23 protein-coding genes are annotated in these 25,185 nt (G+C 66.1%); 15 read left to right on the top strand and 8 right to left on the bottom strand.

Annotated features, from left to right (window positions below; genetic code table 11):
• Nucleotides 1-27 precede the first annotated feature (27 nt).
• The 5 genes from acpM to AC5Y5Z_RS01030 all read left to right on the top strand — a co-directional run bounded on the left by acpM (nt 28) and on the right by AC5Y5Z_RS01030 (nt 5,496).
• Complete coding sequence (gene acpM / locus AC5Y5Z_RS01050) at nt 28-375, top strand: meromycolate extension acyl carrier protein AcpM (protein WP_463824563.1); 348 nt, start codon at nt 28-30, stop codon at nt 373-375.
• The gene (kasA, locus tag AC5Y5Z_RS01045) at nt 372-1,622 is read left to right on the top strand and encodes a 3-oxoacyl-ACP synthase KasA (RefSeq protein ID WP_463824564.1); all 1,251 of its coding nucleotides are present in this window, start codon (nt 372-374) and stop codon (nt 1,620-1,622) included. The genes acpM and kasA overlap by 4 nt, the downstream gene beginning before the upstream one ends.
• Nucleotides 1,623-1,704: 82 nt before the next feature.
• Entirely contained in the window at nt 1,705-2,958 is a 1,254-nt protein-coding gene (kasB, locus tag AC5Y5Z_RS01040) for a 3-oxoacyl-ACP synthase KasB (protein WP_463824565.1), read from the top strand.
• Between the two features lie 70 nt (nt 2,959-3,028).
• Entirely contained in the window at nt 3,029-4,450 is a 1,422-nt protein-coding gene (locus tag AC5Y5Z_RS01035) for an acyl-CoA carboxylase subunit beta (protein WP_499922923.1), read from the top strand.
• Between the two features lie 158 nt (nt 4,451-4,608).
• On the top strand, nt 4,609-5,496 hold the full coding sequence (locus AC5Y5Z_RS01030; protein ID WP_499922921.1) for a type IV toxin-antitoxin system AbiEi family antitoxin: 888 nt from the start codon (nt 4,609-4,611) through the stop codon (nt 5,494-5,496).
• 85 nt (nt 5,497-5,581) lie between these two features.
• On the opposite strand, the gene AC5Y5Z_RS01025 is transcribed toward AC5Y5Z_RS01030, so the two are convergent.
• The 3 genes from AC5Y5Z_RS01025 to AC5Y5Z_RS01015 form a co-directional block, all read right to left on the bottom strand.
• Complete coding sequence (locus AC5Y5Z_RS01025) at nt 5,582-6,898, bottom strand: MFS transporter (RefSeq protein WP_499923169.1); 1,317 nt, start codon at nt 6,896-6,898, stop codon at nt 5,582-5,584.
• 102 nt (nt 6,899-7,000) lie between these two features.
• The gene (locus tag AC5Y5Z_RS01020) at nt 7,001-8,536 is read right to left on the bottom strand and encodes a glycerol-3-phosphate dehydrogenase/oxidase (protein WP_499922919.1); all 1,536 of its coding nucleotides are present in this window, start codon (nt 8,534-8,536) and stop codon (nt 7,001-7,003) included.
• A complete protein-coding gene (locus AC5Y5Z_RS01015; protein ID WP_499922917.1) occupies nt 8,536-9,108 on the bottom strand; it encodes a TetR/AcrR family transcriptional regulator in 573 nt (190 codons plus the stop codon). The genes AC5Y5Z_RS01020 and AC5Y5Z_RS01015 overlap by 1 nt, the downstream gene beginning before the upstream one ends.
• A 47-nt stretch (nt 9,109-9,155) precedes the next feature.
• Here AC5Y5Z_RS01015 and AC5Y5Z_RS01010 point away from each other — a divergent pair, with 47 nt between their 5' ends.
• From AC5Y5Z_RS01010 to AC5Y5Z_RS01000, 3 genes are read left to right on the top strand one after another with little or no spacing between them, the layout of a single operon-like run.
• The gene (locus AC5Y5Z_RS01010) at nt 9,156-10,736 is read left to right on the top strand and encodes an FAD-binding oxidoreductase (RefSeq protein ID WP_499923167.1); all 1,581 of its coding nucleotides are present in this window, start codon (nt 9,156-9,158) and stop codon (nt 10,734-10,736) included.
• The gene (locus AC5Y5Z_RS01005) at nt 10,733-11,686 is read left to right on the top strand and encodes a diacylglycerol kinase (protein WP_499922915.1); all 954 of its coding nucleotides are present in this window, start codon (nt 10,733-10,735) and stop codon (nt 11,684-11,686) included. Before AC5Y5Z_RS01010 ends, AC5Y5Z_RS01005 begins: the two co-directional genes overlap by 4 nt.
• A gap of 31 nt (nt 11,687-11,717) precedes the next feature.
• Complete coding sequence (locus tag AC5Y5Z_RS01000; protein ID WP_499922913.1) at nt 11,718-12,230, top strand: Rv2253 family sensor-like surface protein; 513 nt, start codon at nt 11,718-11,720, stop codon at nt 12,228-12,230.
• 10 nt (nt 12,231-12,240) lie between these two features.
• On the opposite strand, the gene AC5Y5Z_RS00995 is transcribed toward AC5Y5Z_RS01000, so the two are convergent.
• The 3 genes from AC5Y5Z_RS00995 to AC5Y5Z_RS00985 all read right to left on the bottom strand — a co-directional run bounded on the left by AC5Y5Z_RS00995 (nt 12,241) and on the right by AC5Y5Z_RS00985 (nt 14,723).
• The gene (locus AC5Y5Z_RS00995) at nt 12,241-12,753 is read right to left on the bottom strand and encodes a DUF3145 domain-containing protein (protein ID WP_463824572.1); all 513 of its coding nucleotides are present in this window, start codon (nt 12,751-12,753) and stop codon (nt 12,241-12,243) included.
• 114 nt (nt 12,754-12,867) lie between these two features.
• A complete protein-coding gene (locus AC5Y5Z_RS00990) occupies nt 12,868-13,707 on the bottom strand; it encodes a serine hydrolase domain-containing protein (protein ID WP_499922909.1) in 840 nt (279 codons plus the stop codon).
• Nucleotides 13,704-14,723, bottom strand: coding sequence for a class I SAM-dependent methyltransferase (locus AC5Y5Z_RS00985; protein ID WP_499923165.1), 1,020 nt, complete (start codon nt 14,721-14,723; stop codon nt 13,704-13,706). Before AC5Y5Z_RS00985 ends, AC5Y5Z_RS00990 begins: the two co-directional genes overlap by 4 nt.
• Before the next feature lie 114 nt (nt 14,724-14,837).
• Between AC5Y5Z_RS00985 and AC5Y5Z_RS00980 the strand changes: the two genes are divergently transcribed.
• The 4 genes from AC5Y5Z_RS00980 to AC5Y5Z_RS00965 all read left to right on the top strand — a co-directional run bounded on the left by AC5Y5Z_RS00980 (nt 14,838) and on the right by AC5Y5Z_RS00965 (nt 18,810).
• Complete coding sequence (locus AC5Y5Z_RS00980; protein ID WP_463824574.1) at nt 14,838-15,923, top strand: S-(hydroxymethyl)mycothiol dehydrogenase; 1,086 nt, start codon at nt 14,838-14,840, stop codon at nt 15,921-15,923.
• Nucleotides 15,923-16,546 carry an MBL fold metallo-hydrolase gene (locus AC5Y5Z_RS00975; protein ID WP_463824575.1) on the top strand — a complete coding sequence of 208 codons (624 nt, stop codon included), beginning with the start codon at nt 15,923-15,925 and terminating at the stop codon, nt 16,544-16,546. Before AC5Y5Z_RS00980 ends, AC5Y5Z_RS00975 begins: the two co-directional genes overlap by 1 nt.
• Nucleotides 16,547-16,840: 294 nt before the next feature.
• Nucleotides 16,841-17,788, top strand: coding sequence for an SDR family oxidoreductase (locus AC5Y5Z_RS00970; RefSeq protein ID WP_463824576.1), 948 nt, complete (start codon nt 16,841-16,843; stop codon nt 17,786-17,788).
• Between the two features lie 179 nt (nt 17,789-17,967).
• Nucleotides 17,968-18,810: a putative sodium/potassium/calcium exchanger gene (locus tag AC5Y5Z_RS00965; RefSeq protein ID WP_463824577.1), complete on the top strand. Its 843-nt coding sequence runs from the start codon at nt 17,968-17,970 to the stop codon at nt 18,808-18,810.
• Nucleotides 18,811-18,816: 6 nt separating this feature from the next.
• Here the strand turns inward: AC5Y5Z_RS00965 and AC5Y5Z_RS00960 are convergent, their stop codons facing one another.
• Nucleotides 18,817-20,667 carry an Hsp70 family protein gene (locus AC5Y5Z_RS00960; protein ID WP_499922900.1) on the bottom strand — a complete coding sequence of 617 codons (1,851 nt, stop codon included), beginning with the start codon at nt 20,665-20,667 and terminating at the stop codon, nt 18,817-18,819.
• A gap of 121 nt (nt 20,668-20,788) precedes the next feature.
• Nucleotides 20,789-21,886: an NAD(P)H-dependent amine dehydrogenase family protein gene (locus AC5Y5Z_RS00955; RefSeq protein ID WP_499922897.1), complete on the bottom strand. Its 1,098-nt coding sequence runs from the start codon at nt 21,884-21,886 to the stop codon at nt 20,789-20,791.
• 94 nt (nt 21,887-21,980) lie between these two features.
• On the opposite strand from AC5Y5Z_RS00955, the gene AC5Y5Z_RS00950 reads away from it, so the two are divergent.
• The 3 genes from AC5Y5Z_RS00950 (at nt 21,981) to AC5Y5Z_RS00940 (ending at nt 25,184) form a co-directional block, all read left to right on the top strand.
• Nucleotides 21,981-22,331 carry an MmpS family transport accessory protein gene (locus AC5Y5Z_RS00950; protein WP_499922894.1) on the top strand — a complete coding sequence of 117 codons (351 nt, stop codon included), beginning with the start codon at nt 21,981-21,983 and terminating at the stop codon, nt 22,329-22,331.
• Between the two features lie 93 nt (nt 22,332-22,424).
• Entirely contained in the window at nt 22,425-23,753 is a 1,329-nt protein-coding gene (locus tag AC5Y5Z_RS00945; protein ID WP_499922893.1) for a cytochrome P450, read from the top strand.
• Nucleotides 23,754-23,819: 66 nt separating this feature from the next.
• Nucleotides 23,820-25,184, top strand: coding sequence for a flavin monoamine oxidase family protein (locus AC5Y5Z_RS00940; RefSeq protein ID WP_499922891.1), 1,365 nt, complete (start codon nt 23,820-23,822; stop codon nt 25,182-25,184).
• The last annotated feature ends 1 nt before the right edge of the window (nt 25,185 follow it).

Here is a 25,185-nt window from a genome sequence, read left to right as displayed (position 1 = left end):
CACAACATATTACGAAGGGAACTAACTGTGGCCGTCAGTCAGGAAGAAATCATCGCCGGTATCGCCGAGATCATCGAAGAGGTCACCGGCATCGAGCCCTCCGAGGTCACCCCGGAGAAGTCGTTCGTCGACGACCTGGACATCGACTCGCTGTCGATGGTCGAGATCGCTGTGCAGACCGAGGACAAGTACGGCGTGAAGATCCCGGACGAGGACCTCGCCGGTCTGCGTACCGTCGGTGACGTCGTCGCCTACATCCAGAAGCTCGAGGAAGAGAACCCCGAGGCCGCCGAGGCGCTGCGCGCCAAGCTGGAGACCGAGAACCCCGAGGCGGTCGCCAACGTCAAGTCCAGGCTGGAAGCGGACAGCAAGTGACCAAGCCTTCCACTGCTAATGGCGGTTACCCCAGCGTTGTGGTAACCGCCGTCGCGGCGACGACATCGGTCGCGCCGGACATCGAGAGCACGTGGAAGGGTCTGTTAGCCGGCGAGAGCGGCATCCACGTCCTCGAAGACGAGTTCGTCACTAAATGGGACCTACCGGCCAAAATCGGTGGGCACCTGAAGGAACCCGTCGACAACCACATGGGACGTCTCGACCTGCGGCGCATGTCGTACGTTCAGCGGCTGGCCAAATTGCTCAGCGGGCAGCTGTGGGAGACCGCGGGCGCACCCGAGGTCGATCCCGATCGCTTCAGCGTCGTGGTCGGCACCGGCCTGGGTGGCGCCGAGCGGATCGTGGAGAGCTACGACCTGATGAACGAGGGCGGCCCCCGCAAGGTGTCGCCGCTCGCCGTTCAGATGATCATGCCCAACGGCGCCGCGGCGGTGGTGGGCCTGCAGCTCGGGGCGCGTGGCGGGGTGATCACTCCGGTGTCAGCCTGTTCCTCGGGTTCGGAGGCCATCGCCCACGCGTGGCGCCAAATCGTCATGGGCGATGCGGATTTCGCCGTCTGCGGCGGGGTCGAAGGGCCCATCGAGGCGCTGCCCATCGCGGCGTTCTCGATGATGCGGGCCATGTCGACGCGTAACGACGAGCCAGAGCGCGCGTCGCGACCGTTCGATAAGGACCGGGACGGCTTCGTGTTCGGCGAGGCCGGGGCACTGATGATCATCGAGACCGAGGAGCACGCCAAGGCTCGCGGCGCCAAGCCGCTGGCCCGATTGATGGGTGCCGGTATCACCTCGGACGCCTTCCACATGGTGGCGCCCGCTGCCGACGGTGTACGCGCCGGCCGGGCGATGCAGCGTGCGATGGAGCTGGCGGGCTTGTCCCCCGACGACATCGACCACGTCAATGCGCACGGAACCGCGACACCGATCGGTGACGCGGCAGAGGCCAACGCAATCCGGGTAGCCGGTTGCGAGAAGGCCGCAGTTTATGCGCCGAAATCGGCGCTCGGGCACTCGATCGGCGCCGTCGGCGCGCTCGAATCGGCGCTCACGGTGCTGACCCTTCGGGACGGTGTCATCCCACCGACACTCAATTACGAGACCCCCGACCCGGAGATCGACCTTGATGTAGTCGCGGGTGAGCCTCGCTACGGCGAGTACCGCTACGCCATCAACAACTCGTTCGGGTTCGGCGGTCACAACGTGGCGCTCGCGTTTGGGCGCTACTGAAGCTGAATAGTGGTGAGTCGCGTGTCCCGGCACAGCCGGGCTCGCGATCACCATTAGCACGGAAGGAACAGTGGCACAGGCCATGACAGAGCTGGTTACCGGGAAATCCTTCCCGAATGTGGTCGTTACCGGCATTGCCATGACGACCGCCTTGGCAACCGACGCCGAGAACACCTGGAAGTGTTTGCTCGACGGCCAAAGTGGCATTCGCACCCTCGAGGATTCGTTCGTCGAGGAGTTCGACCTGCCGGTCCGGATCGGCGGACACCTGTTGGAGTCATTTGACGACCAACTGACGCGAATCGAGTTGCGTCGCACGGGTTACCTGCAGCGGATGTCCACCATCATGGGCCGGCGGGTGTGGGAGAACGCCGGTTCGCCGGAAGTCGACACCAACCGGTTGATGGTCTCCATCGGCACCGGCCTGGGCTCGGCCGAGGAGCTGGTTTTCGGTTACGACGAGATGCGCACGCGCGGCTTCCGGGCGGTCTCTCCGTTGACGGTGCAGAAGTACATGCCCAACGGGGCCGCCGCGGCGGTGGGCCTGGAACGGCAGGCCAAGGCCGGGGTGATGACGACGATCTCGGCGTGCGCGTCCGGCGCCGAGGGCATCGCGCACGCGTGGCAGCAGATTGTGCTCGGCGAAGCCGACATGGCGATCTGCGGCGGCGTGGAAACCAAGATCGAGGCGGTGCCGATCGCCGGCTTCGCCAACATGCGCATCGTGCTGTCCACCAACAACGACGATCCGGCCGGTGCGTGTCGGCCGTTCGACAAAGACCGCAACGGGTTCGTGTTCGGCGAGGCGGCTGCGCTGATGGTGATCGAGACCGAGGAGCACGCCAAGGCGCGCGGGGCGAACATCCTGGCCCGCATCATGGGGGCCAGCATCACCTCGGACGGCTTCCACATGGTGGCGCCCGACCCCAACGGCGTTCGCGCGGGGCATGCGATCTCGCGGGCGATCCAGCTGGCGGGTCTCACCCCGGCCGACATCGGCCACGTCAACGCGCACGCCACCGGCACTCAAGTCGGTGACGTGGCGGAGGGCAAGGCCATCAACAACGCGCTCGGCAGCCACCGGCCGGCGGTCTTCGCACCCAAGGGTGCGCTCGGCCACTCGGTGGGCGCGGTCGGCGCGGTGGAGTCCATCTTGACCGTGCTGGCGTTGCGGGACCAGGTGATTCCGCCGACGTTGAACCTGGTCAACCAGGATCCGGAGATCGATCTGGATGTGGTGGCCGGCAAGCCGCGGTCGGGCAACTTCAACTACGCGATCAACAACTCGTTCGGATTCGGCGGTCACAACGTGGCGATCGCCTTCGGGCGCTACTGATCGGCACCTCAAGGAAACGCCAAGCTTCGTCGGATAAACAGAGCATCACCCGGAGACTAGGAGACCCGCGATGACAATCATGGCCCCCGAGGCGGTTGGCGAGTCGCTCGACCCTCGCGATCCGCTGTTGCGTCTGAACAACTTCTTCGACGACGGCAGCGTGGAACTGCTGCACGAGCGGGACCGGTCCGGTCTGCTCGCTGCGGCGGGGACGGTCAACGGTGTCCGCACCATCGCGTTCTGCACCGACGGAACCGTGATGGGTGGCGCCATGGGCACCGAGGGTTGCCAGCACATCGTCAACGCCTATGACACCGCCATCGAAGAGCAAAGCCCGATCGTGGGCATCTGGCACTCCGGCGGTGCCCGGCTGGCCGAGGGTGTGCGGGCGCTGCACGCGGTCGGCACGGTGTTCGAGGCGATGATCCGGGCGTCGGGTTACATTCCGCAGATCTCGGTGGTCGTCGGCTTCGCCGCCGGCGGTGCCGCCTACGGTCCGGCCCTGACCGATGTGATCGTGATGGCTCCGGAGAGCCGGGTGTTCGTCACCGGCCCCGACGTGGTGCGCAGTGTCACCGGCGAGGACGTCGACATGGCGTCGTTGGGCGGTCCGGAGACACACCACAAGAAGTCCGGCGTGTGCCACATCGTCGCCGACGACGAACTCGACGCTTATCAGCGTGGTCGCGAGCTGGTCGGATTGTTCTGCCAGCAAGGGCATTTCGACCGCAGCAAGGCCGAAGCAGGCGACACCGACATCAAAGCGCTGCTGCCGGAGTCGGCCCGCCGCGCCTACGACGTGCATCCGATCGTCACCGCGATCCTGGACGACAACGCGCCGTTCGCCGAGTTCCAGGCCAAGTGGGCACCGTCCATCGTCGTTGGGCTCGGCCGGTTGTCGGGCCGGACGGTGGGTGTGATCGCCAACAATCCGCTGCGGCTGGGCGGCTGCCTGAACTCCGAAAGTGCCGAGAAGGCAGCGCGTTTCGTGCGGTTGTGCGATGCATTCGGCATTCCGCTGGTGGTTGTCGTGGACGTGCCGGGGTACCTGCCCGGTGTCGACCAGGAGTGGGGTGGCGTGGTCCGCCGCGGCGCCAAGCTGCTGCACGCGTTCGGTGAGTGCACCGTGCCGCGGGTCACCCTGGTCACGCGAAAGATCTACGGCGGGGCCTACATCGCGATGAACTCCCGCTCGCTGAACGCCACCAAGGTGTTCGCCTGGCCCGACGCTGAGGTTGCGGTCATGGGGGCGAAGGCAGCCGTCGGCATCCTGCACAAGCGCAAGCTGGCCGCCGCGCCGGAGCACGAGCGCGAGGCGCTGCACAACGAGCTGGCCGCCGAGCACGAGCGCATCGCCGGTGGGGTGGACAGCGCGATCGACATCGGTGTGGTGGACGAGAAGATCGACCCGTCGCACACCCGCAGCAAGCTCACTGAGGCGCTGGCCCAGGCCCCCGCTCGCCGCGGTCGGCACAAGAACATCCCGCTGTAAACTCTCCGCCTCTCCCGCCACTCCCGCCACTCCCGCCTCTCCCGCGAGCAGACGCAGAATCGCACGTTTTCCGGTGAAAACGTGCGATTCTGCGTCTGCTCACCAGTAATCCCCAGCGGTGACTGGCTCTCGCGAAACGGCTGCCTCAGGCTTTCGCTGTGCACTCCGAGGCGATATCGCTGCTCGAAAGATCAGGCGGGTTCGCCACCACTAAACAACTGCTGACGGTCATGACTCGCCAACAGCTTGATGTGCAAGTCAAGAATGGCGGACTCGTTCGCTTGTGGTACGGCGTCTACGCAGCACAGCAGCCAGATCTGTTGGGCCGCCTGGCAGCACTTGACATGTTTATGGGACGGAAAGCTGTCCCATGCTTGGGCACAGCAGCCGCGTTATACGGGTTCGACACCGAAAACACTGTTGCTATACACGTTCTCGATCCTGGCGTGCGAATGCGTCCCACCGTCGGTCTGATGGTTCATCAACGCCACGGCGCCCGATTGGATTCGGTCGCAGGACGTCTGGCAACCGCCCCCGCCTGGACAGCCGTCGAGGTCGCAAGGCAACTACGCCGGCCGCGAGCTCTAGCGACTCTGGATGCCGCATTGCACTCAAAACAGTGCACGCGCAACGAAATTGAGATCGCCGTCGCCGAACAGCGCGGGCGCCGAGGCATCGTCGCGGTGCGCGAACTACTGCCCTTCACCGATGGACGCGCCGAATCGGCAATGGAAAGTGAAGCTCGGTTGGCCATGATCGACAACGGGCTGCCGGTTCCCGAACTTCAATATCCGATCTACGGTCGCGACGGCGAACTGTGGCGAGTCGACTTCGCTTGGCCGCAAGCGCGGGTCGCGGCCGAGTACGAGAGTATCGACTGGCATGCAGGGCGCACCGAGATGCTCAACGACAAGGTGCGCTCCGCGGGGATCCAGGAGGTCGGGTGGACGATTGTCCCGATCGTGATCACCGACGTCCGGCGCCAACCGCGCCGCATGGTCGAGCGCATCGCTAGTCACCTGAGACGCGCAGAAATCGCCAGCTGAAGGGGCCCCAGCCTCGCCGAGCAGACGCAGAATCGCGCGCGGGGTACCCGCGTCGTGCGATTCTGCGTCTGCTCGCCAAAAGGGGCTAACCCACCAGCGCGCGGGCCTCTTCCTCGGTCTCGACCGACGGACCGGAGCCGGGCAGCGGTTTGCCGGCGACTTCCGGGGTGAACAGCAGAGTGATCACACCCACCAACCCCGCGGCCATCAGCATGTAGGCCGGCACCATCGTGTCGCCGGTGCTCGATATGAGCGCTTGGGCGATCAGCGGCGTGATGCCACCGACGGTGGATATCGACAGGTTGTAGGAGATGGCCAGCGCGCCGTAGCGCACCTTGGTGGGAAACAGCGCGGGCAGAGCCGACGGCGTCGTGCTGTCGAAACACAGTTCCATCAGTCCGACCAACAGCACGCCGCCGAAGATCACCGGATAAATGCCGCCGGAGCGCATCAGCAGAAACGCAGGGATCGAGGCCACGATCAACAGGACGCAGCCTGTCCGCATGATGGGTTTGACGCCGATCCGATCAGACAACCGGGCGACCAACACGATGGTCGCCATCAAAATCGCCAGGGTAGTCACGATCATCGCCAGTGCGGCTGTTTCACTAACGTGCACAACGGTTTTCAGGTAAGTCGGCAGGTAGCCGGTCACCATGAAATCGGCGACCTGCGACGTCAGCACCAGCGCGGCGCAGATCAGCATCGGCCGCCATTGCTCCACCACGGTGCGCCGGAACTGGCTGCCTTCTTCGGTGGCTTCCGCGCGCTCGTTCAGTTGCTTGAATGCCGGGGATTCGTCCAACCGCAGCCGCATGTACAGCGCGATCAAACCCAGCGGCGCGGCCAGCAGCAGTGGAACCCGCCAACCCCAGGCCAGCCAGTCGTCCTCAGGCAGCCAGGCCTGCAGCCCGGTCACCAGGAATCCGGCGAACACGAAACCGATCAAGTTGCCCAACGGCAGGAAACCGACCAGCATGCCGCGCTTGCGGTCCGGTGCCTGCTCCACCAGATAGGTCATCGCGCCGACGAATTCGCCACCGGTGGACAGCCCCTGAAACACCCGGGCGACGATAAGCAATATCGGCGCCCAGATGCCGATCGCGCTGTAACCCGGAAGTAGACCGCTCATCGTCGTACCGGCCGTCATCATCAGGATCGTGATCACCAGCACCCGCTTGCGCCCGATCCGGTCGCCGAGCGGACCAAAGATCATGCCGCCGATCGGACGTACCACGAACGCTGCTGCCAAGGTGCCGAACGTGGCCAGCAGGTGCACCGCGCTGACACTGTTGCCGGGGTAGAACACCTGCGCGATCGTGGTGGCTATATAGCCGTAGACCCCGAAGTCGTACCACTCCATCACGTTTCCGATCGCGGTGCCCGTGATGGCCTGCTTCATCGCAGCCGGATCGGTGACGGTGATCTCGTCGCGCAACCATCGGCGGCTCCCGGAGGTCTTCATCGAAACCTTTCGTACCCGAACCGCGCGGGATTGAACCCGCTAGTCCACGGCTGCCAGGAACTCCTGCGCAACCGCCAGTGCCTTGGCGCGGTCGCGTGGCACCAGACCGATCCGGGTGCGCCGATCCAGGATGTCGTCGACACCCAGCGCACCCTCGTGCGTCACTGCGTACTCGAACTCGGCCCGGGTCACGTCGATGCCCTCGGCAACCGGTTCGGTTGGCCGCTCACACGTGGCGGTCGCGACGACGTTCGCCGCCTCGGCTCCGTAGCGCGCCATCAGCGATTTCGGCAGTCCAGCACCGGGTCCGGCCGGGCCCGGGTTGGTGGGGGCGCCGATCAGCGGCAAGTTGCGCGTGCGGCACGGACCGGCGTGCAGGTTTCGCACGCTGATCGCCCGGTTCAGCACATCCTCTGCCATGTACCGGTATTCGGTCAGCTTGCCGCCAACCACGCTGACCACTCCGCTCGGTGACTCGAAAATGGCATGGTCGCGCGACACATCTGCGGTCCTGCCGCCGCCGGTGTCGATCAGCGGCCGCAGACCGGCATAGGACCCGATGACGTCGGACGGCGCGACCTTGGTCCCCAGTGCGGTGTTCACCGTGTCCAGCAGGAACGAAATCTCCTGCGAAGAAGGTTGTGGCACATCGGGAATCGGGCCGGGCGCGTCCTCGTCAGTCAGTCCGAGGTAGATGCGGCCGAGTTGCTCGGGCATCGCGAACACAAATCTGTTGAGTTCACCCGGTATCGGAATGGTCAGCGCCGCTGTCGGATTGCCGAACGAAGCCGCATCGAAAACCAGATGCGTTCCGCGACTTGGCCGTAATGTCAGCGCCGGGTCGATGTCGCCACCCCATACCCCCGCCGCGTTGATCACTGCCCCGGCGCGCACCTCGAACGACTGTCCGCTGCGCCGATCGGTCAGCCGCACCGTGTTGGCCGTCGCCTCCGATGCCGCGACATGGGTCAGGATGCGCGCCCCGTGTTGCGCTGCGGTGCGCGCGACGGCGGTGACCAGCCGGGCGTCGTCGATCAATTGCCCGTCGTAATTGAGGAAGCCACCCGCCAAACCGTCCTGCTGCACCGTCGGCGCCAGCTCCACGACCCGCCGTGCCGAGATTCGGCGCGACCGGGGCAGCGTCGACGACGAGGTTCCGGCCAATATTCGCAGCGCGTCACCCGCCAGGAAGCCGACGCGGACCAGCGCCCGGTTGGAGTGTTTCATCGCCGGCAGCAGCGGGACGAGTTGCGGCATCGCGTGCACGAGGTGAGGAGCGTTGCGCGCCATCAGGATTCCCCGCTCGACCGCACTGCGGCGGGCGATGCCCACGTTGCCGCTGGCCAGGTAACGCAGACCACCGTGCACCAACTTTGAACTCCACCGGCTGGTGCCGAACGCCAGGTCGTGCTTTTCCACCAGCACCGTGCGCAACCCCCGGGACGCGGCGTCCAGCGCGATACCCGTCCCGGTGATGCCGCCGCCGATGACCACGACGTCGATCCCGGCACCATCGGCGAGGGCCTGTAGGTCGCCGGTTCGTCGGGCGGCGTTGAGCGCGGTCAGGTTCTGCATCAGGACAGGTATCCGTTCAGTGTGTAGGTGAGCTGGGTGGCAAGCGCTGCGTCGTCCAGGATGGGTTTGACGATGTCGGCGGACTGGATGGTCGATTGCGCGATCAGCAGGATCATGGTCGCGAACTGGCGCGGATCGCCCGGGCGGACGCTGCCCTCCTGCTGCGCTGCTTCCAGTCGCTTCGTCAGTCCCTCGATCAGGAACTGCTGGCTGGTGCCCAGTCGCTCGGTGATGTAGACGCGCGCCAATTCGGAGTGCATCACCGACATGATCAGGTCGTCTCGACGCAGCCGGTCGGTCACTGCGACAACCTGCCTCACCAGAGACTGACGATCGTCGCCGTCGAACGGCACGTCCCGCATCACGTCGGTGATGTGGTTGGTCAACAAGGTCGACATGATCGACTGCGTGTCGGGCCAGCGGCGATACACGGTCGGGCGGCTCACCCCGGCGCGCCGGGCGATCTCGGCCAGAGTCACCCGATCGGCGCCGTAATCGACCACACAGCTCGCCGCCGCCGCCAGTATGCGATCCCCCGCATCCACCGAGGAGTCGTTACTCATTGACAGCATGTGTAATACTGTAACGCATGACGCACGCTGAGGAATACCTTCCGCCGATGAAATGGAACGCGTGGGGGGATCCCGCGGCGGCCAAACCGCTCTCAGACGGAATCCGGTCTATGCTCAAACAGGTTGTCGGACTTGAGGATTCGCAAGAATCCGAACTCGGCTTCGACGAGGTTCGGTTGCGCCCGTCGGCCTTGACGCAAGCTGACCAGGACGGCCTGGCCAAGATCGTCGGCGCCCAGTATTTCCGCACCGGGGACCACGACCGGGTGCTGCGGGCCGGCGGCAAGTCCACTCCCGACATGTTGCGCCGCAAAGACCGGGGCCTCCAGGATGCGCCCGATGCGGTGCTACTGCCCGGCGACGACGACTCGATCGCCGAAATACTGCGCTACTGCTCCGACCACGGCATCGCGGTCGTCCCCTTCGGCGGCGGCACCAACGTCACCGGTGGGCTGGATCCCACCCGCGGTCGGTTCAACGCGGTGATCTCGCTGGATCTGCGCCGGTTCAACGAGCTGCACTCCCTCGACGAAGTGTCGGGCATCGCCGAACTGGGCGGCGGCGTCACGGGGCCGGAAGCCGAACGCCTGCTGGGTGAACATGGCTTCTCACTGGGACACTTTCCGCAGAGTTTCGAGTACGCCACCATCGGCGGTTTCGCGGCGACCCGGTCTTCGGGTCAGGATTCGGCCGGCTACGGGCGGTTCAACGACATGATCCTGGGTTTGCGGATGGTGACACCGGTAGGCACCTGGGATCTCGGCCGGGTGGCGGCGTCGGCGGCCGGGCCGGATCTGCGCCAGCTGGCGATCGGCTCGGAAGGCACCCTGGGCGTCATCACCAAGGTCCGGTTGCGGGTGCACCGGGTGCCCGAGACCACCCGCTACGAGGCCTGGTCGTTCCCCGACTTCGCCACCGGCGTCGCAGCGTTGCGCGCCATCACCCAGACCGGCACCGGACCGACCGTCGTGCGACTCTCCGACGAGGCCGAGACGGGTGTTAGCCTGGCCACCCACGAAACGATCGGCGAAAACCAGAACACCGGCGGCTGCCTGGGACTGACCCTGTTCGAAGGAACCGAAGAACATACCGCAAGCCGGCACGCCGAGACCCGCGCTCTGCTGGAAGCCCACGGTGGCACGTCGCTGGGCGCCGAACCCGCCCGGGCCTGGGAGCATGGTCGGTTCAGCGCGCCGTACCTGCGCGATTCGCTGCTGGCCGCCGGCGCGCTGTGTGAGACGCTGGAGACCGCCACCGACTGGTCCAATATCCCGGCGCTGAAAACCGCTGTCACCGAAGCGATTACGAATTCACTGGCCGACTCGGGCAGCCCCGCACTGGTGATGTGCCACGTGTCGCACGTCTATCCGACGGGTGCGTCGCTGTACTTCACCGTGGTCGCGGGGCAACGTGGCAACCCGATCGAGCAGTGGTGGGCCGCCAAGAAGGCCGCCTGCGATGCCATCATGGCCACCGGCGGAACCATCACTCACCATCATGCGGTTGGTGCCGACCACCGGGCCTGGATGCGCGACGAGGTAGGTGAGCTGGGTGTCGAGCTGTTGCGCGCGATCAAAGCGACCCTGGATCCCGCCGGAATCCTCAATCCGGGCAAGCTGATTCCATGACCCGAGACAAGCCGGCCATCGGCCGGTTGGGTACGCGTGAGATCAACAAGGTCACCGCGCTGACCAATCCGTTGTCCGGGCACGGCGCCGCCGTCGAGGCGTCGCAGCGTGCGATCGCCCGGTTACACCATCGCGGTGTGGAAGTCATCGAGATCGTCGGCGAGAACGCCGAGGACGCCCGGTATCTGCTGGCCGCGGCCGTCGAGAAGGGCACCGATGCGGTCGTGGTCACCGGTGGAGACGGCGTCATCACCAATGCGCTGCAGGTGCTCGCCGAGAGCGATGTGCCGTTGGGCATTGTCCCGGCCGGCACCGGCAACGACCATGCCCGCGAATTCGGTATCCCGACAAAGGATCCCGAGGCCGCGGCGGACATCGTGGTAGCCGGGTGCACGGAAACCGTTGACCTGGGCCGGATCACAGGTCGTGGCGGCGGTAGAGACTCGGTCAAGTGGTTCGGTACCGTGGCGGCGACGGGATTCGATTCGCTGGTGACCGACCGTGCCAACCGGATGACGTGGCCGCACGGCCGGATGCGGTATTACCTCGCGATGCTCGCCGAACTGTCCCAGTTGCGCCTGTTGCCTTTCCGGCTGGTTCTCGACGGCAAGCAGGAGATCGAGGCCGACCTCACCATGACCGCCTTCGGCAACACCCGCAGCTACGGCGGCGGTATGTTGATCTGCCCCAACGCCGATCGCAGCGACGGCCTGCTGGATCTGACCATGGTCAGATCGCAGTCGCGCACCAGGCTGATCCGTTTCTTCCCGACCGCCATCAAGGGCACCCACGTGCAACTTGACGACGTGACGACGGCCCGGGCCAAGACCGTGGAAGTCGAGTGCCCCGGCATCAACGTCTACGCCGACGGGGACTTCGCCTGCCCGTTGCCCGCCGAGATCTGCGCGGTGCCGGCCGCACTGCAAGTGCTGCGACCCAAGCAGGTGTAACGAGCGGGTCACCGCACGCGAAGTCTCTGGCATGTCGAGTTTCGGTAGGACCGCGCTGATCGGGTCGGCAGCCGTATTGGCCTCGCCGTTCCTGTCGCCTGCGGCTCAGGCGGGCGAAGTGGCGTCCTGGAACGGTGAATACGTCATGGTACTCAGCGCAAACGCGAAGTCCGGCACCAGCATTGCGGCCGGACAGAACGAATCTGCACACCGCAGCACCGTCTCCCTGACCTCGAGTTGCTCGGCGGGTGTCTGCATGGCCACCGTCATCAACCCGTCGCCACCGAAGAGCGAATTCATGCCGAAGACCGTCGAATTCACCTGGAACGGGGCCCAGTGGGTGCGCGAAATGACGTGGAAGTGGGACTGCCTCCTGCCCGACGGCAGCGTCGAATACGCTCCCGCAAAGTCGATCACGGTGTACACGCCGGGGCAATACGGCATCCTCACCGGTGTGTTCCATACCGACATCGCCAGCGGCGCATGCGCGGGCAACGTCGACATCCCGGTGTCGGCGAAACCCGTTGAAACGCCGGTCGGATGAGGGTGAGCTGTTAGCCCACGCCCCGGCTGAGCCAGGTCACTTCACCGCTGTCGCCGCCGTCGCGATACGCCTCGAGCGCTTCGTCCCAGGCTGTACCCAGCACCGAATCCAATTCAGCGGCAAGGGTATCGGCGCCCTGGGCCATCATCGTCCGCAGTCGCATCTCCCCGACCATGATGTCGCCATTGGCGCTCATCGCCCCGCTCCACAAACCGAGCTGCGGGGTATGGCTGAACCGGTGGCCGTCGACGCCGGGACTGGGATCCTCGGTCACCTCGAACCGCAACACCGACCACGAGCGCAATGCGTTCGCCAACCGGGCCCCCGTCCCCACCGGCCCCACCCAGTTGGTGACAGCGCGCAACTGCCCGGGCATGGCCGGCTGCGGGGTCCACACCAGGTTCGCCTTGGCCTGCAGAGTCGACGACAACGCCCACTCCACGTGTGGGCATACCGCCGCGGGCGAGGCGTGCACGTACACCACACCGGCCGTAACGTCGGCAAACTGATTCGACGCACGCATGTTTTGCTCCTTCGGTTCCACGAGGGACGTCTTCCCCAACGACCTGGTGAACTCGATAGAGCAATTATCCGTGTGTCTTGCGTGTCTATTGTGCCTTGTGATGCCTATGTTGCGCTAGTGTGCATTTTCCCCGGCGGCCCGCTCGGCCAGTACCGCGTCGGAAAGCGCTGGCCACAGCTCTAGCGCCCAGTCCCCGAAGTCCCGGTCGGTGAGCACCACCAGCGCTACGTCCGCCGCCGGATCCACCCAGATGAAGCCGCCGGATTGACCGAAGTGGCCGTAGCTGCGCGCCGAGTTGCGCCCACCCGTCCAGTGCGGTGACTTCGAGTCCCGCAGTTCGAAGCCCAACCCCCAGTCGTTGGGGCGCTGGGAACCGTATCCGGGCAACACCCCGTTGAGGCCGGGAAACTGCACGGTGATCGCGTCGTCGTGCATCTGCGCCGACACCGTTGCCGGACGCAGCAGGTCGCCGGCGAACAGCACCAGATCATCGACGGTGGAACCCGCCCCGAACCCGGCCTCGGCCGCGCCACCGTCCAGCCGGGTACTGGTCATGCCCAACGGTTCGCACACCGCCTCAGTCAGGTAACGGGTGAACTCGATCCCCGACTCCTGCTCGATCGTCTCGGCCAGCACCGCGAACCCGTAGTTGGAGTAGATCCGGCGGGCACCGGGTTTGGCCAGCACATCGCCGGTGAGCATGGCCAGTCCCGATGCGTGCGCGAGTAGGTGACGCACGGTGGACCCGGGCGGTCCGGCTTCGGTATCGAGGTCGACGACGCCTTCCTCGACAGCGATCTGCGCGGCGCGCGCCACCAACGGCTTGGTCACCGACGCCAGCGCGAACTCGCGCGCGGTGTCTCCGTGCGTCACCAGCACCCCGTCCGGCCCGACGACCGCTGCGGCGGCGTGCGGGACGGGCCAGTCGGCCAGCGCGTCCAGGGCCGCGGTCATTTACGGGCGATGTAGAAGATGTTGAACGGGTCCGACTCGATCTCGGTCACCTGTACCTCGCCGAATCCCGCATCGGTCAACATCGACGTGGCGAGTTGATGTCCCCACGCAGTGCCCAGCCCGTCGCCGTCGAGCGCCAGTGAGACAGTCATGCAGTGCATGGTCGAAACGGTGTAGAGGTACGTGCTTCTCGGTACCCCCACGTTGTCCTCCAGTCGGCTGGAGGCTTTGACGTCGGCCACCAGCAGGACGCCGCCGGGGCGCAGTGCCCGGTAGATATTGGCCAGCACCTGGGCCGGGTGGGCCTGGTCGTGGATGGTGTCGAAGGCGGTGATGACGTCGTAGGCATCGACCTTGTCCAGCCGGGTCAGGTCATGGCTTTCGAAGTTCGCGTTGGCCAGGCCCAGCCGCTCGGCTTCGGCGCGGCCGGCGGCCAGGGCCTGTTCGGAGAAGTCGATTCCGGTGCAGCGGCTGGCCGGGAATGCCTGCGCCATCAGATTGACGGCGTGGCCGCTGCCGCAGCCGAAGTCGGCGACCTCAGCGCCCGCGCGCAACCGCTCCGGCAGGCCTTCGACGATGGGGAGCACCACGTCGATCAGGGCCCCGTCGAACACCTCGCCACTCATTTCGGCCATCACCTTGTGGAACCGCGGATATTCGCGGTAGGGCACGCCGCCACCGGAGCGGAAGCAGTCGATGACTTTCTGTTCAACCTCACCGAGCAGCGACACGAACTGGGTGACCCGGGCGATGTTGTTCAGGCCGGCAGCCCGGGTCAACGCCGCGGCGCGGGATGCGGGTAGCAGATAAGTCGCCGCGACGGGGTCGTACTCGACGACGTGCCCGGTGGTCATCCCGGCGAGCCATTCCCGGACGTAGCGTTCGTTGAGACCGGCGGCCTCGGCGATCTGAGCGCTGGTCGAGGGCGGCAAATCGGCCATGACGTCGAGCAGTCCGGTCTGGTGGCCGACGCTGAGCAGGATCGCCAGTCCCGCGCTGTCGATCACCTCAACCATCCGCTCGGTGAATTCCTGCGTGGTTTCGGCTGTCGTCACGCACAGCGACGCTACACCTCAGCGTGGGCGCACACCGGGTACTCCGCACCCGGTGGCTGACAGTAGTTTGAACGCATGAGTCAGACAGTGCGCGGCGTGATTTCGCGGTCAAAGGGCCAGCCCGTCGAGGTGGTCGACATCGTCATTCCGGACCCCGGACCCGGCGAGGTCGTCGTCGATATCACGGCCTGCGGCGTGTGCCACACCGACCTGACTTACCGCGAGGGCGGCATCAACGACGAGTATCCGTTCCTGCTCGGCCACGAGGCAGCGGGCACGGTCGAGGCAGTCGGCCCCGGCGTCACCGCCGTCGAGCCGGGTGACTTCGTGGTGCTGAATTGGCGTGCGGTGTGCGGCCAGTGCCGGGCTTGCAAGCGCGGGCGGCCGCACCTGTGCTTCGACACGTTCAACGCCGAGCAGAAGATGACGCTCACCGACGGCACCGAGCTGACCCCCGCGCTCGGCATCGGGGCGTTCGCCGACAAGACGTTGGTGGCCGCCGGCCAGTGCACCAAGGTCGACTCCGCCGCCGATCCTGCCGTGGCCGGCCTGTTGGGCTGCGGGGTGATGGCCGGCATCGGCGCGGCGATCAACACCGGCGGGGTGACCCGCGACGACACCGTCGCGGTGATCGGCTGCGGCGGTGTGGGAGACGCGGCAATCGCCGGCGCCGCGCTGGTCGGTGCACGAACGATCATCGCGGTGGACACCGACAGCACCAAATTGGACTGGGCGCGCGAGTTCGGTGCCACCCATACCGTGAACGCCCGCGAGGTGGACGTGGTGGAGACGATTCAAGACCTGACCGACGGATTCGGTGTCAATGTGGTGATTGACGCTGTCGGCCGGCCCGAGACGTGGAAGCAGGCTTTCTACGCGCGCGATCTGGCCGGCACGGTCGTGCTGGTGGGGGTGCCGACGCCCGACATGCGTCTGGAGATGCCGCTGGTGGACTTCTTCTCCCGCGGCGGGTCGCTGAAGTCGTCGTGGTACGGCGACTGCCTGCCCGAGCGCGACTTTCCCACCCTGATCGATCTGTTCCTGCAGGGCCGGCTGCCGCTGGACAAGTTTGTCTCCGAACGAATCGGGTTAGAAGACATCGAGGAGGCTTTCGACAAGATGCATGGTGGCAAGGTTCTGCGCTCGGTGGTGGTGCTGTAGTGGTTTCCATCGATCGCGTGGTCACCCACGGCACCTTCGAACTCGACGGCGGCAGCTGGGAAGTCGACAACAACATCTGGCTCGTCGGCGACAACTCCAATGTCATCGTGTTCGACGCCGCGCACGATGCAGCGCCGATCGTGGAGGCGGTCGACGGCCGGCATGTGATCGCGGTGGTGTGCACGCACGGACACAACGACCACGTGACTGTGGCGCCAGAGCTCGGCGAAGCACTCGACGCACCGGTGCTGCTGCATCCAGCCGATGCAGTGCTGTGGCGAATGACGCACCCCGACAAAGCATTTCGGGACATCTCCGATGACGAAACGTTGACCGTGAGCGGAACGGAACTGCGGGCCCTGCACACCCCCGGCCACTCCCCCGGGTCGGTGTGCTGGTACGCCCACGATCTGGGCGTGGTGTTCAGCGGCGACACGCTGTTCTCCGGCGGACCGGGCGCAACCGGGCGTTCCTACTCGAGTTTTCCCACCATCCTGCAGTCGATTTCCGAGCAGCTCGGCACACTACCCGGCGAGACCGTGGTGCACACCGGTCACGGTGACGACACGACGATCGGCGACGAGATCGTCAATTACGAGGAGTGGGTCGCCCGCGGACATTGATGTTTCTCCGCCCGGAGCTCGGTTCGGTCAGTGCCCCCGGATCTCGCAGTGCCGCAAGTGTTTTCGGCCTTTCGACCCGGACACCGTCGGCGCTCGGCCGCGAAGGCGCCGGCGGGAGGAAATTGGCGGGGGCGGGACCGAATAGCGGCGACTCGGGGCGACAGCCGTCGGCTGCGCGCCAGCCACCCGATCGACACCGCGAGGCCAGCAGAGCCAGGGTCCCCGCGCGGGATCGGCACCACGAAGGGGACACTGGTGGCACGCGAAACCCACCAGCGGGAAGGAGCCGCGCCCATGGTTCATGAGCTGATAGCCACCGTGCCCGATCTGTCCGGCAAGTTAGCGGTCGTCACCGGCGCCAACAGCGGCCTGGGGTTCGGCCTGACCAAGCGCCTGTCGGCGGCCGGCGCCGAGGTGCTGATGGCCATCCGCAACCAGGCCAAGGGCGAGGCGGCAATCAAGGAGATCCGCGCAGTCGTGCCCGATGCCAAGCTGACCATCAAGTCGCTGGACCTGTCGTCGCTCGGGTCGGTCGCGGCGTTAGGTGAGCACCTCAACGCACTGGGCCGGCCCATCGACATCCTGATCAACAACGCCGGGGTGATGACGCCGCCGGAACGCGACACCACCTCAGACGGGTTCGAATTACAGTTCGGCAGTAATCATCTGGGGCACTTCGCGCTGACCGGGCATCTTCTGCCGCTGCTGCGCGCAGCGTCGGGCGCGCGGGTGGTCTCGTTGAGCAGCATCGCCGCTCGCCGCGGTCGCATCCACTTCGACGACCTGCAGTTCGAGAAGTCCTACGCCTCGATGGCCGCATACAGCCAGTCGAAGCTGGCGGTTCTGATGTTCGCCCGCGAGTTGGACAAGCGCAGTCGCGCAGCCGGCTGGGGCATTGTCTCCAACGCGGCACACCCGGGTTTGACCAAAACCAATTTGCAGATCAGCGGCCCCTCCCATGGCCGCGACAAGCCGACGTTGATGGGACGTCTGTATACGACGTCATGGCGCTTTGCGCCGTTCTTGTGGCAGGAGATCGACGAAGGGATACTGCCGGCGTTGTACGCGGCCGCCAATCCGGCGGCCGAAGGTGGCGCGTTCTACGGGCCGCGCGGCCTTTACGAAGCCGCCGGCGGCGGTGTCGCCGAGGCGAAGATCCCCAGCCGCGCAGCCAATGACGATGATTGCCAACGCCTTTGGGAGACCTCCGAGCGTCTCACGGGTGTCAGCTATCCCGCGTAGCAGCGATGCACGCTGTTGCTATTAGCTGATCTAGGCACGGCGTTTTGCGGGAGCAGCCGATCGTCACGATCGTGCTGGTCAAGAGGCGCGCGCCGGAAGCGCGCGTTTCGTCGCGATGCCCAAGTGGGTAACCTCCCCCACAGCATGGGTCGCATCAGCAACTTCTAAGGGGTATCAGCATGAGCGAACACGACGACGAATCGGCGGACAAGGCCACCAAGGACACCACCGATAGGGGCGGCGTGGACACTGCCGAGGCCTCCAACGAGGAAAGAGACCAGGACAGCGAGGCCAAGGGCGAGACCGACAAGGACAGCGACGGCGACGAAGTCGAGACCGACGAAGACGGGAAGCCCAAGCCCGACGACGAGGCAAAAGAGAAGGCCGCGGAGATGCGGTCGGCCTACAAATACCAGCCCACCCTCGTACTGCCTGGCTCCGGCGGGACCATCACCGGCACCGCCGTCAACGAGTGGCTGGACGACGACGGTAACGCCAAGTATGCCGACGACGACGATTCGCCGGCCGCCAAGGCTGAGGCCGAGCGGGACAAATCGAAGTCGGATTCCGACTCAGATTCAGATTCCGACGAAGGACAGCGCCAAGACGACTCCGCGAAATCCGAGAGCGACAAAGCCACAAAGTCCGACAGCGGCGACTCAGAGGATTCCGGTGGCGACGACGGTTCCAAGGAGAAGGACCTGAACGCCACCAGCGACCGGGGTGCCAACGCCGATCAAACGGCCGAGCTGGCGGACAAGTCCGACGACGAGCTGTACGAGGACGCCAAGAAGACCGCCGAAGAAAATATCGAGCGGGACAAGAAATTCAACGAAGAGATCATCAAGACGGCCAAGGAAGAAGGCCAGTTCGACGATCAGAATGACGACGACGACTCGTCGGCGGAAGCCAAGGACGAGCGGGCCTCCGATGAGGATTCCCAGGCTGACCAAGACGCGAAAGACAAGCAGGAGCAGGACGACAAGCAGGACAAAGGCGAAAAGGAACCGGCGAAGACCTGACCCGGTTCAGCCGATTCGGATCCCCGGCGCGGGCAAAGCGCCGGGGATTCCTGGTATCTGCGGAAGGCCGGGAATCTGCGGCAGCTGCGGCAGCGGCGGCGGGCTGGGCGGGGTGACCGTAGGCTGCTGGGGCGCAGGCGGCTGGGTGGCCGGGGGCTGGGTGGTTTGCGGCGGCTGTGTGGGTGCCGGCGGTTGCGTGGTCGGCGGTGGTGGGGGCGGCGCTTCGGTGGTGGGGGCCGGCGGCCGAGTCGACGGCGGTGGGGCCTGGCGCGTCTGCGGAGGTGGCTCGGCTGTCGGCGACGGCGGCGTCGTTGTCTCCGGCGGGGGGCTTTCAGTGCTGGATGGGGGCGGTGCTGACGACGGTGCGGAGGTGACGGGAGCCGTGCTGACCGACGGCTGCGTACCGCCCTGCTTGTGTGAACTCAGCCCGATCGCCACGGCGGTACCCACCAGCAGCAGCGCCACCGTGGTGCTGACGATGATCACCGCCGGCAGTCGGTACCACGGGATCGGTGGTTTCTTGGGCTCGGCGGCCGGTCGACTTTCCTGCTCGAATGCCAACTGCGGGCGAGCCGACGTCAGCCCCGAGCCCTGCCGATCGCCGGCGGCCGGCATCACGCTCGACGCGTCGTCGGCCGCCTCCGACCAGGCCAGCGCCGGTTGCATCAGCGAGACCGGCGCGTCGGAGTTGAGCTCCGCGCCGCCGTCGAGAGCCTCCTGCTGCGTCAACGGTCGTATGGCCGGTGCCGCTGCCGGGGCCGCGGCAACAGCCGCAGCCGGAGTCAGCACCGTCGCGCTGGTGTCTGCAGGACCACGCGCGGCGCGCAGCGCGCCACCGATCGCGGCGGTCAGTTGCGGGCGCGGTGTGGTGACCACCGGGACGCCGAACCGCCCGGACAGCGTCGTGGTCACTGCCGGGATGTTGGCGCCACCGCCGACCGTCGCGATCGCGACCACACTCGACTCGCGAATAGCGTTGCGGCTCAACGTTTGTTCGACCGCACGGACGAATCCGTCGAGCGGCCCGCGGATGGTCTCCTCCAGTTCGTTGCGGGTCAGCCGGACCTCACCGCGCATCCCCGGCGCGTCCTGGGCAAGGGTGGTCACTGTAGTGGCCGACAGGCGCTCCTTGGCGTTGCGGCACTCGCCGCGCAACCGGCTCAGCGAGCCGATCGCCGCGGTGGCGGTCGGATCGAACGAACCGGTGGCAGGCAGTTCAGACATCACGTAGGTCAGCAGCGACTGATCGATCAGATCACCGGAGAAATCGTCGTGGCGCACCGTCGGGGCAACGGGCTGGTAGTCGCCGGCGGCGTCGACCAGCGTGATGCTGGTACCGCTGCCGCCGAGGTCGCAGATTGCGACGATGCCACGCGCCGGGATGCCGGGATTTGCGCGCACGGCGAATAAGGCTGCGGCGGCGTCGGGGATCAACGTCAGCGGCTTGCCGGAGTGCGACCATTCCGAGACCCGGCTCAACGCGGCTCCCAGCGCGTCCACCGCGGGCGCGCCCCAGTGCGCCGGGTAGGTGACCGCCACATTGTCGGGCAACGGCCGTCCGCCGGTGACCGAGTAGGCCAGCGCACGCAGCCCGTCGGCCACCAGCGCTTCGCTGCGGTGTATCGAGCCGTCGGCCGCCACGATCCCGACCCGGTCGCCGACCCGGTCCACGAAGTCGGTGATGACCAGCCCCGGCTGGTCCAGTCTGGGATTCTCTGACGGCACCCCGACTTCGGGTGCACGCTGCCGAAACAGGGTCAGCACGGGTTTACGGGTGATGGCGTGGTCCGGTGTCACGGCGGCAAAGTTCGTGGCACCGATCGACAGGCCCAACGCAGGCCTAACTCCGTCTGCCATCTAGTCCAATCCCCGTGTCCGGTGGAACGCTTTGCATTCTCACCTAACCGCAACCTTTGCGCTAAGACTTATAGCCAATCTGTGTGTCGGCTATGCGCAGGCTGTACGACCACCGCACCGGTCAGCGGATGGTGCCGGCCCCGGGGATCAGCGGCAGATCGAGCGCGGTCACCCAGCCCGGAGACAGAGTGTTGACCGCGGGCACCGCGTTCAGCGCCCGCAGGCCGGTGGCCAGGCAGCCGGCCGCGGCGGCGTCGCGGCCGGAGCCGTCGGTGAACCGGAAGGCCGTCTCCTGGAAGATGCTCGGGGTGCCTTCGATGTCCACCCGATAGACGTCGTTGTCGTGGCCCGTCGGCCAGTCCGGGGCCGCGTCGAGACCGATGCGGTTGACGTGCTCGAGCTGGATGCGCGTCTCGCCCTGGTACAGCCCGTTGATGGTGAACCGGACGGCCGCGACGTGTCCTGCCTTGATGACGCCCTTGGCGGACTTGCGGTCGGTGGGCGTCACCCACTTGTCCCAGGTGGTGGTCATCTCGTCGAGCATGATTCCGGCGGCGTGGGCGATCATCGGCACGGTCGCTCCCCACGCGAAGATCAGCACGTCGCTGTTCTCCAGCATGGGGCTGTATTCGGGCTCGCGCCCGATGCCCATCTCGCGTTCGTAGTCGCCCTCGTAGTTGGTGTAGTCCAGCAACTCGGACGCGCGGACCTTGCGTACCTCAGAACACAGACCCATCAGCGTCATCGGGAACAGGTCGTTGGCGAACCCGGGGTCGATACCGGTGGTGAAGCAGGACGACTCCCCCAACTCGCACGCCTCGGTGATGGGCGTGATCCAGTTCGGCGGGTTCTGCGGCATCGTCGGCCAGATCCACGGCGTCATCGCCGTCGAGCACACGTCGATGCCCGCCCGCAAGAAGCGGGTGATCAACGAGATGTTGTCCTTGGCGTGCATCGCGGTGGGTCCGTAGTGCACCAGCGCGTCGGGCTGGAGCGCGATCAACGCCTCGACGTCGTCGGTGGCGATGACGCCGACCGGTTCGGCCGATCCGCAGATGTCGCCGACGTCGCGGCCGACCTTGTCCGGGCTGCTCACTCCGACACCCACCAATTCGAACAGCGGGTGCTTGACGATCTCGGGGATCACCATTCGACCGACGAACCCGGTGCCCCACACCACGACCCGCTTAGGAACGCGTAACGCGCCCACTTCCGACATCAGCACCTCCAAGTCAGCCAGCCCCGGGTTCACCATAATTTCTGAGTCAAAAGGGTCTCGTAATCACCCCTCGGTGATGACAACATGAACAACCATGAGCAGTCGTCGTGCAGCTTCGATCGTCTTCGCCGTCGGGACCGCCTTCGCGGTCTCCTGTGGCGTAGCCAGCGCCACCCCCAAACCCGGCGAGTTCCCCCAAGTCCGCTACGAGGTGAGCGGCCCCGGTGTCGCCGAATACATTTCGTGGCAATCCGAGGCGGGCCAGCAGCGCGCGACGAATGTGCCGTTGCCGTGGTCGACCCAGTTCCAGGCGTTCGGCGGCCAGGTCTTCGTGCTCAGCGCGCAGGGCCAGGGCACCATCGCCTGCAAGATCGTGGTCGCGGGCAACGTGGTCAACGACGCGCATTCGACCGGCACGCCCGGTCGGGCCATCTGCTCGCACTGACACCGCGGCTTGAAACAGACGCTGGATCAGTCCGGAGGTCTAGGCTCGCGGGAGTGGCCCCTTCAACGGCGAAGCGGGACAGAGGAGGATCGAATGGACCTCAAGACCAGGCCGGCAGCGGCGGCGAAGCCGGCTTCCAGGAGTTTGGCGCCCCGGGTCAACGGGGCGCGGCCACCGGAGATTCCCCTCTGCGATATCGAGTTGGGGTCACTGGATTTCTGGGCGCGCAATGACGACTATCGCGACGGCGCCTTCGCCACCCTGCGCCGCCAGGCACCGATCTCGTTCTGGCCCGCGGTCGAGATGGAAGGATTCGATGCCGGTGCGGGGCACTGGGCGCTGACCAGGCTGGACGATGTCTTCTTCGCCAGCCGCCACCCGGAGGTGTTCAGCTCGAGTCCGAGTATCACCATCAACGATCAGACCCCGGAGTTGGCGGAGTACTTCGGTTCGATGATCGTGCTGGACGACCCCCGCCATCAGCGGCTGCGTTCAATCGTGAGCCGGGCGTTCACGCCGAAGGTGGTGGCCCGCATCGAGGCGTCGGTGCGCGACCGCGCGCACCGGCTGGTGACCTCCATGATCACCGCCCATCCCGACGGGCGGGCCGACTTGGTCAGCGAACTCGCCGGGCCGCTGCCCCTGCAGATCATCTGCGACATGATGGGCATTCCCGAAGAAGACCATCAACGCGTATTCCACTGGACCAACGTCATTCTGGGCTTCGGCGACCCGGACCTCACCACGGACTACGACGAGTTCATCCGGGTGTCAATGGAAATCGGCAACTACGCGACCCAGCTGGCCGACGATCACCGCCGTGCCAGCGCCGATCACCACGACGATCTGACCGCCGCGCTGGTCGAAGCCGAGGTGGGCGGCGAGCGATTGTCGTCGTCGGAGATCGCCATGTTCTTCATCCTGTTGGTGGTCGCCGGTAATGAGACGACCCGTAACGCGATCAGCCACGGCGTGCTGGCGTTGTCCCGCTACCCCGACCAGCGGGAGAAGTGGTGGGCGAATTATGCGGCGTTGGAGCACACCGCGGTCGAGGAAATTGTGCGCTGGGCCTCGCCAGTGGTCTACATGCGCCGCACCCTGACCCAGGATTTCGAGCTCAGCGGTACCAAAATGGCTGCGGGCGACAAGGTTTCGTTGTGGTACTGCTCGGCGAACCGGGACGAGTCGAAATTCGCCGACCCGTGGGCGTTCGACGTTGCACGCAACCCCAATCCGCACGTCGGCTTCGGCGGCGGCGGCGCTCACTTCTGTCTGGGAGCCAATCTGGCGCGTCGCGAAATCCGGGTGGTGTTCGACGAATTGCGCCGCGAGATACCGGACATCGTCGCAGTCGAAGAGCCGGCGCGACTGCTGTCCCAGTTCATTCACGGCATCAAATCGCTGCCAGTCGCCTGGACTTAGCCCGCCGAGCGCGGTTGCACCTGTTCGCCGTTGACTGTCAACCCATTTGCCGGTAGGGCTGTGAGGATGACCGACGTCGACGTCTGCGTTGTAGGTGCGGGTTTCGCGGGCTTGACCGCTGCGTTGCGACTCAAGCAGGCGGGCTGTTCGGTGAGATTGCTCGAGGCACGCGATCGGGTCGGGGGCCGCACCTTCACCGTCTCGCGCGACGACGGATCCTGGATCGACAGGGGCGGGGCGTGGGTGGGCCCCACCCAGGACCGGATCCTCGCACTGCTGGATGAGTTCGGCGTCAAGACTTTCAAGCAGTATCACGACGGGGCCGCGATGATGTTCGTCGACGGCAAGCAGTACCGCTACGAGGGCACCATCCCGTGGAGCATGAGCCCTTGGGCCGCGCTGAATCTCGGGGCGAGTTTCCTCGAACTCGGCCACATGTGCAAGACGATTCCCTTGGATGCGCCGTGGGAGGCCAAGAAGGCCGCCAGGTGGGACCGCATGACGCTCGCTCAGTGGTTGGACCGCAACGTCAAGTCCAAGGCTGCGCACGACCTGCTCGACGCCGCGATCTCGGGCTGCTACACCTCGGCGGCCTCGGAGGTGTCGATGCTGTTCATGCTGTACCAGATGGGCTCGGCCGGCGGCCCCGGTTTCGTGCTCGGCGGCCCCGGCGCCTCCCAGGACTCCCGGGTGGTCGGCGGGATGGGCGCCCTCTATGGGTCGATGTCCGCCGAGCTGGGTGACGCGATCGCGCTGTCTCAACCAGTGCGGTCCATTACCCAGGATCTCGAGGGCGTCACCGTGCGCTCCGACCACGGCAGTGTCCGCGCCCGGCATGCAGTCGTAGCGGTCCCGATCGCCATCGCCAGCCAAATCGCTTACGAGCCAATGCTTCCCACCGACCGCTCGTTTCTGCATCAGCGGATGCCGAGCGGTGCCGTCGTCAAGGTCTCCATCGTCTACGACGAGCCGTTCTGGCGGGCCGACGGCCTGTGCGGACAGTCCGCAGCGCCGGGCTCGGTGGCGACCATCACCATCGATGCGTGTACCGACTCCGCTACACCTGGGATCCTGTGCGTGATCATCGAAGGCCCGATCGCACGCCGATACGAACGCCTCGACCAGGACGAACGCCGGCAGGTGGTCCTCGACGCACTGGTGGAACGGTTCGGGCCGAAAGCGGCCAGGCCGGTCGACTACGTCGAGCAGAATTGGAGTCGCGAACGGTATTCGGGCGGTGGGATGCTCAGCCACGCTCCGCCCGGTGTGCTGACTGAATTCGGTCACGCGCTGCGCCGACCGTGTGGTCGCATCCACTGGGCCGGCACCGAGAGTTCGGCGGTGATGTGCGGCTGGATCGACGGCGCCGTGCGTTCCGGCGAACGGGCCGCGAACGAAGTCCTGGTCGACCACGCCCTGCCTGGCACCTGAT

It is taken from the genome of Mycobacterium sp. NGS29, from assembly GCF_059812965.1.
Note: the sequence above shows the minus strand (reverse complement) of the source record. Positions and strands in the feature narration are given on the sequence as shown.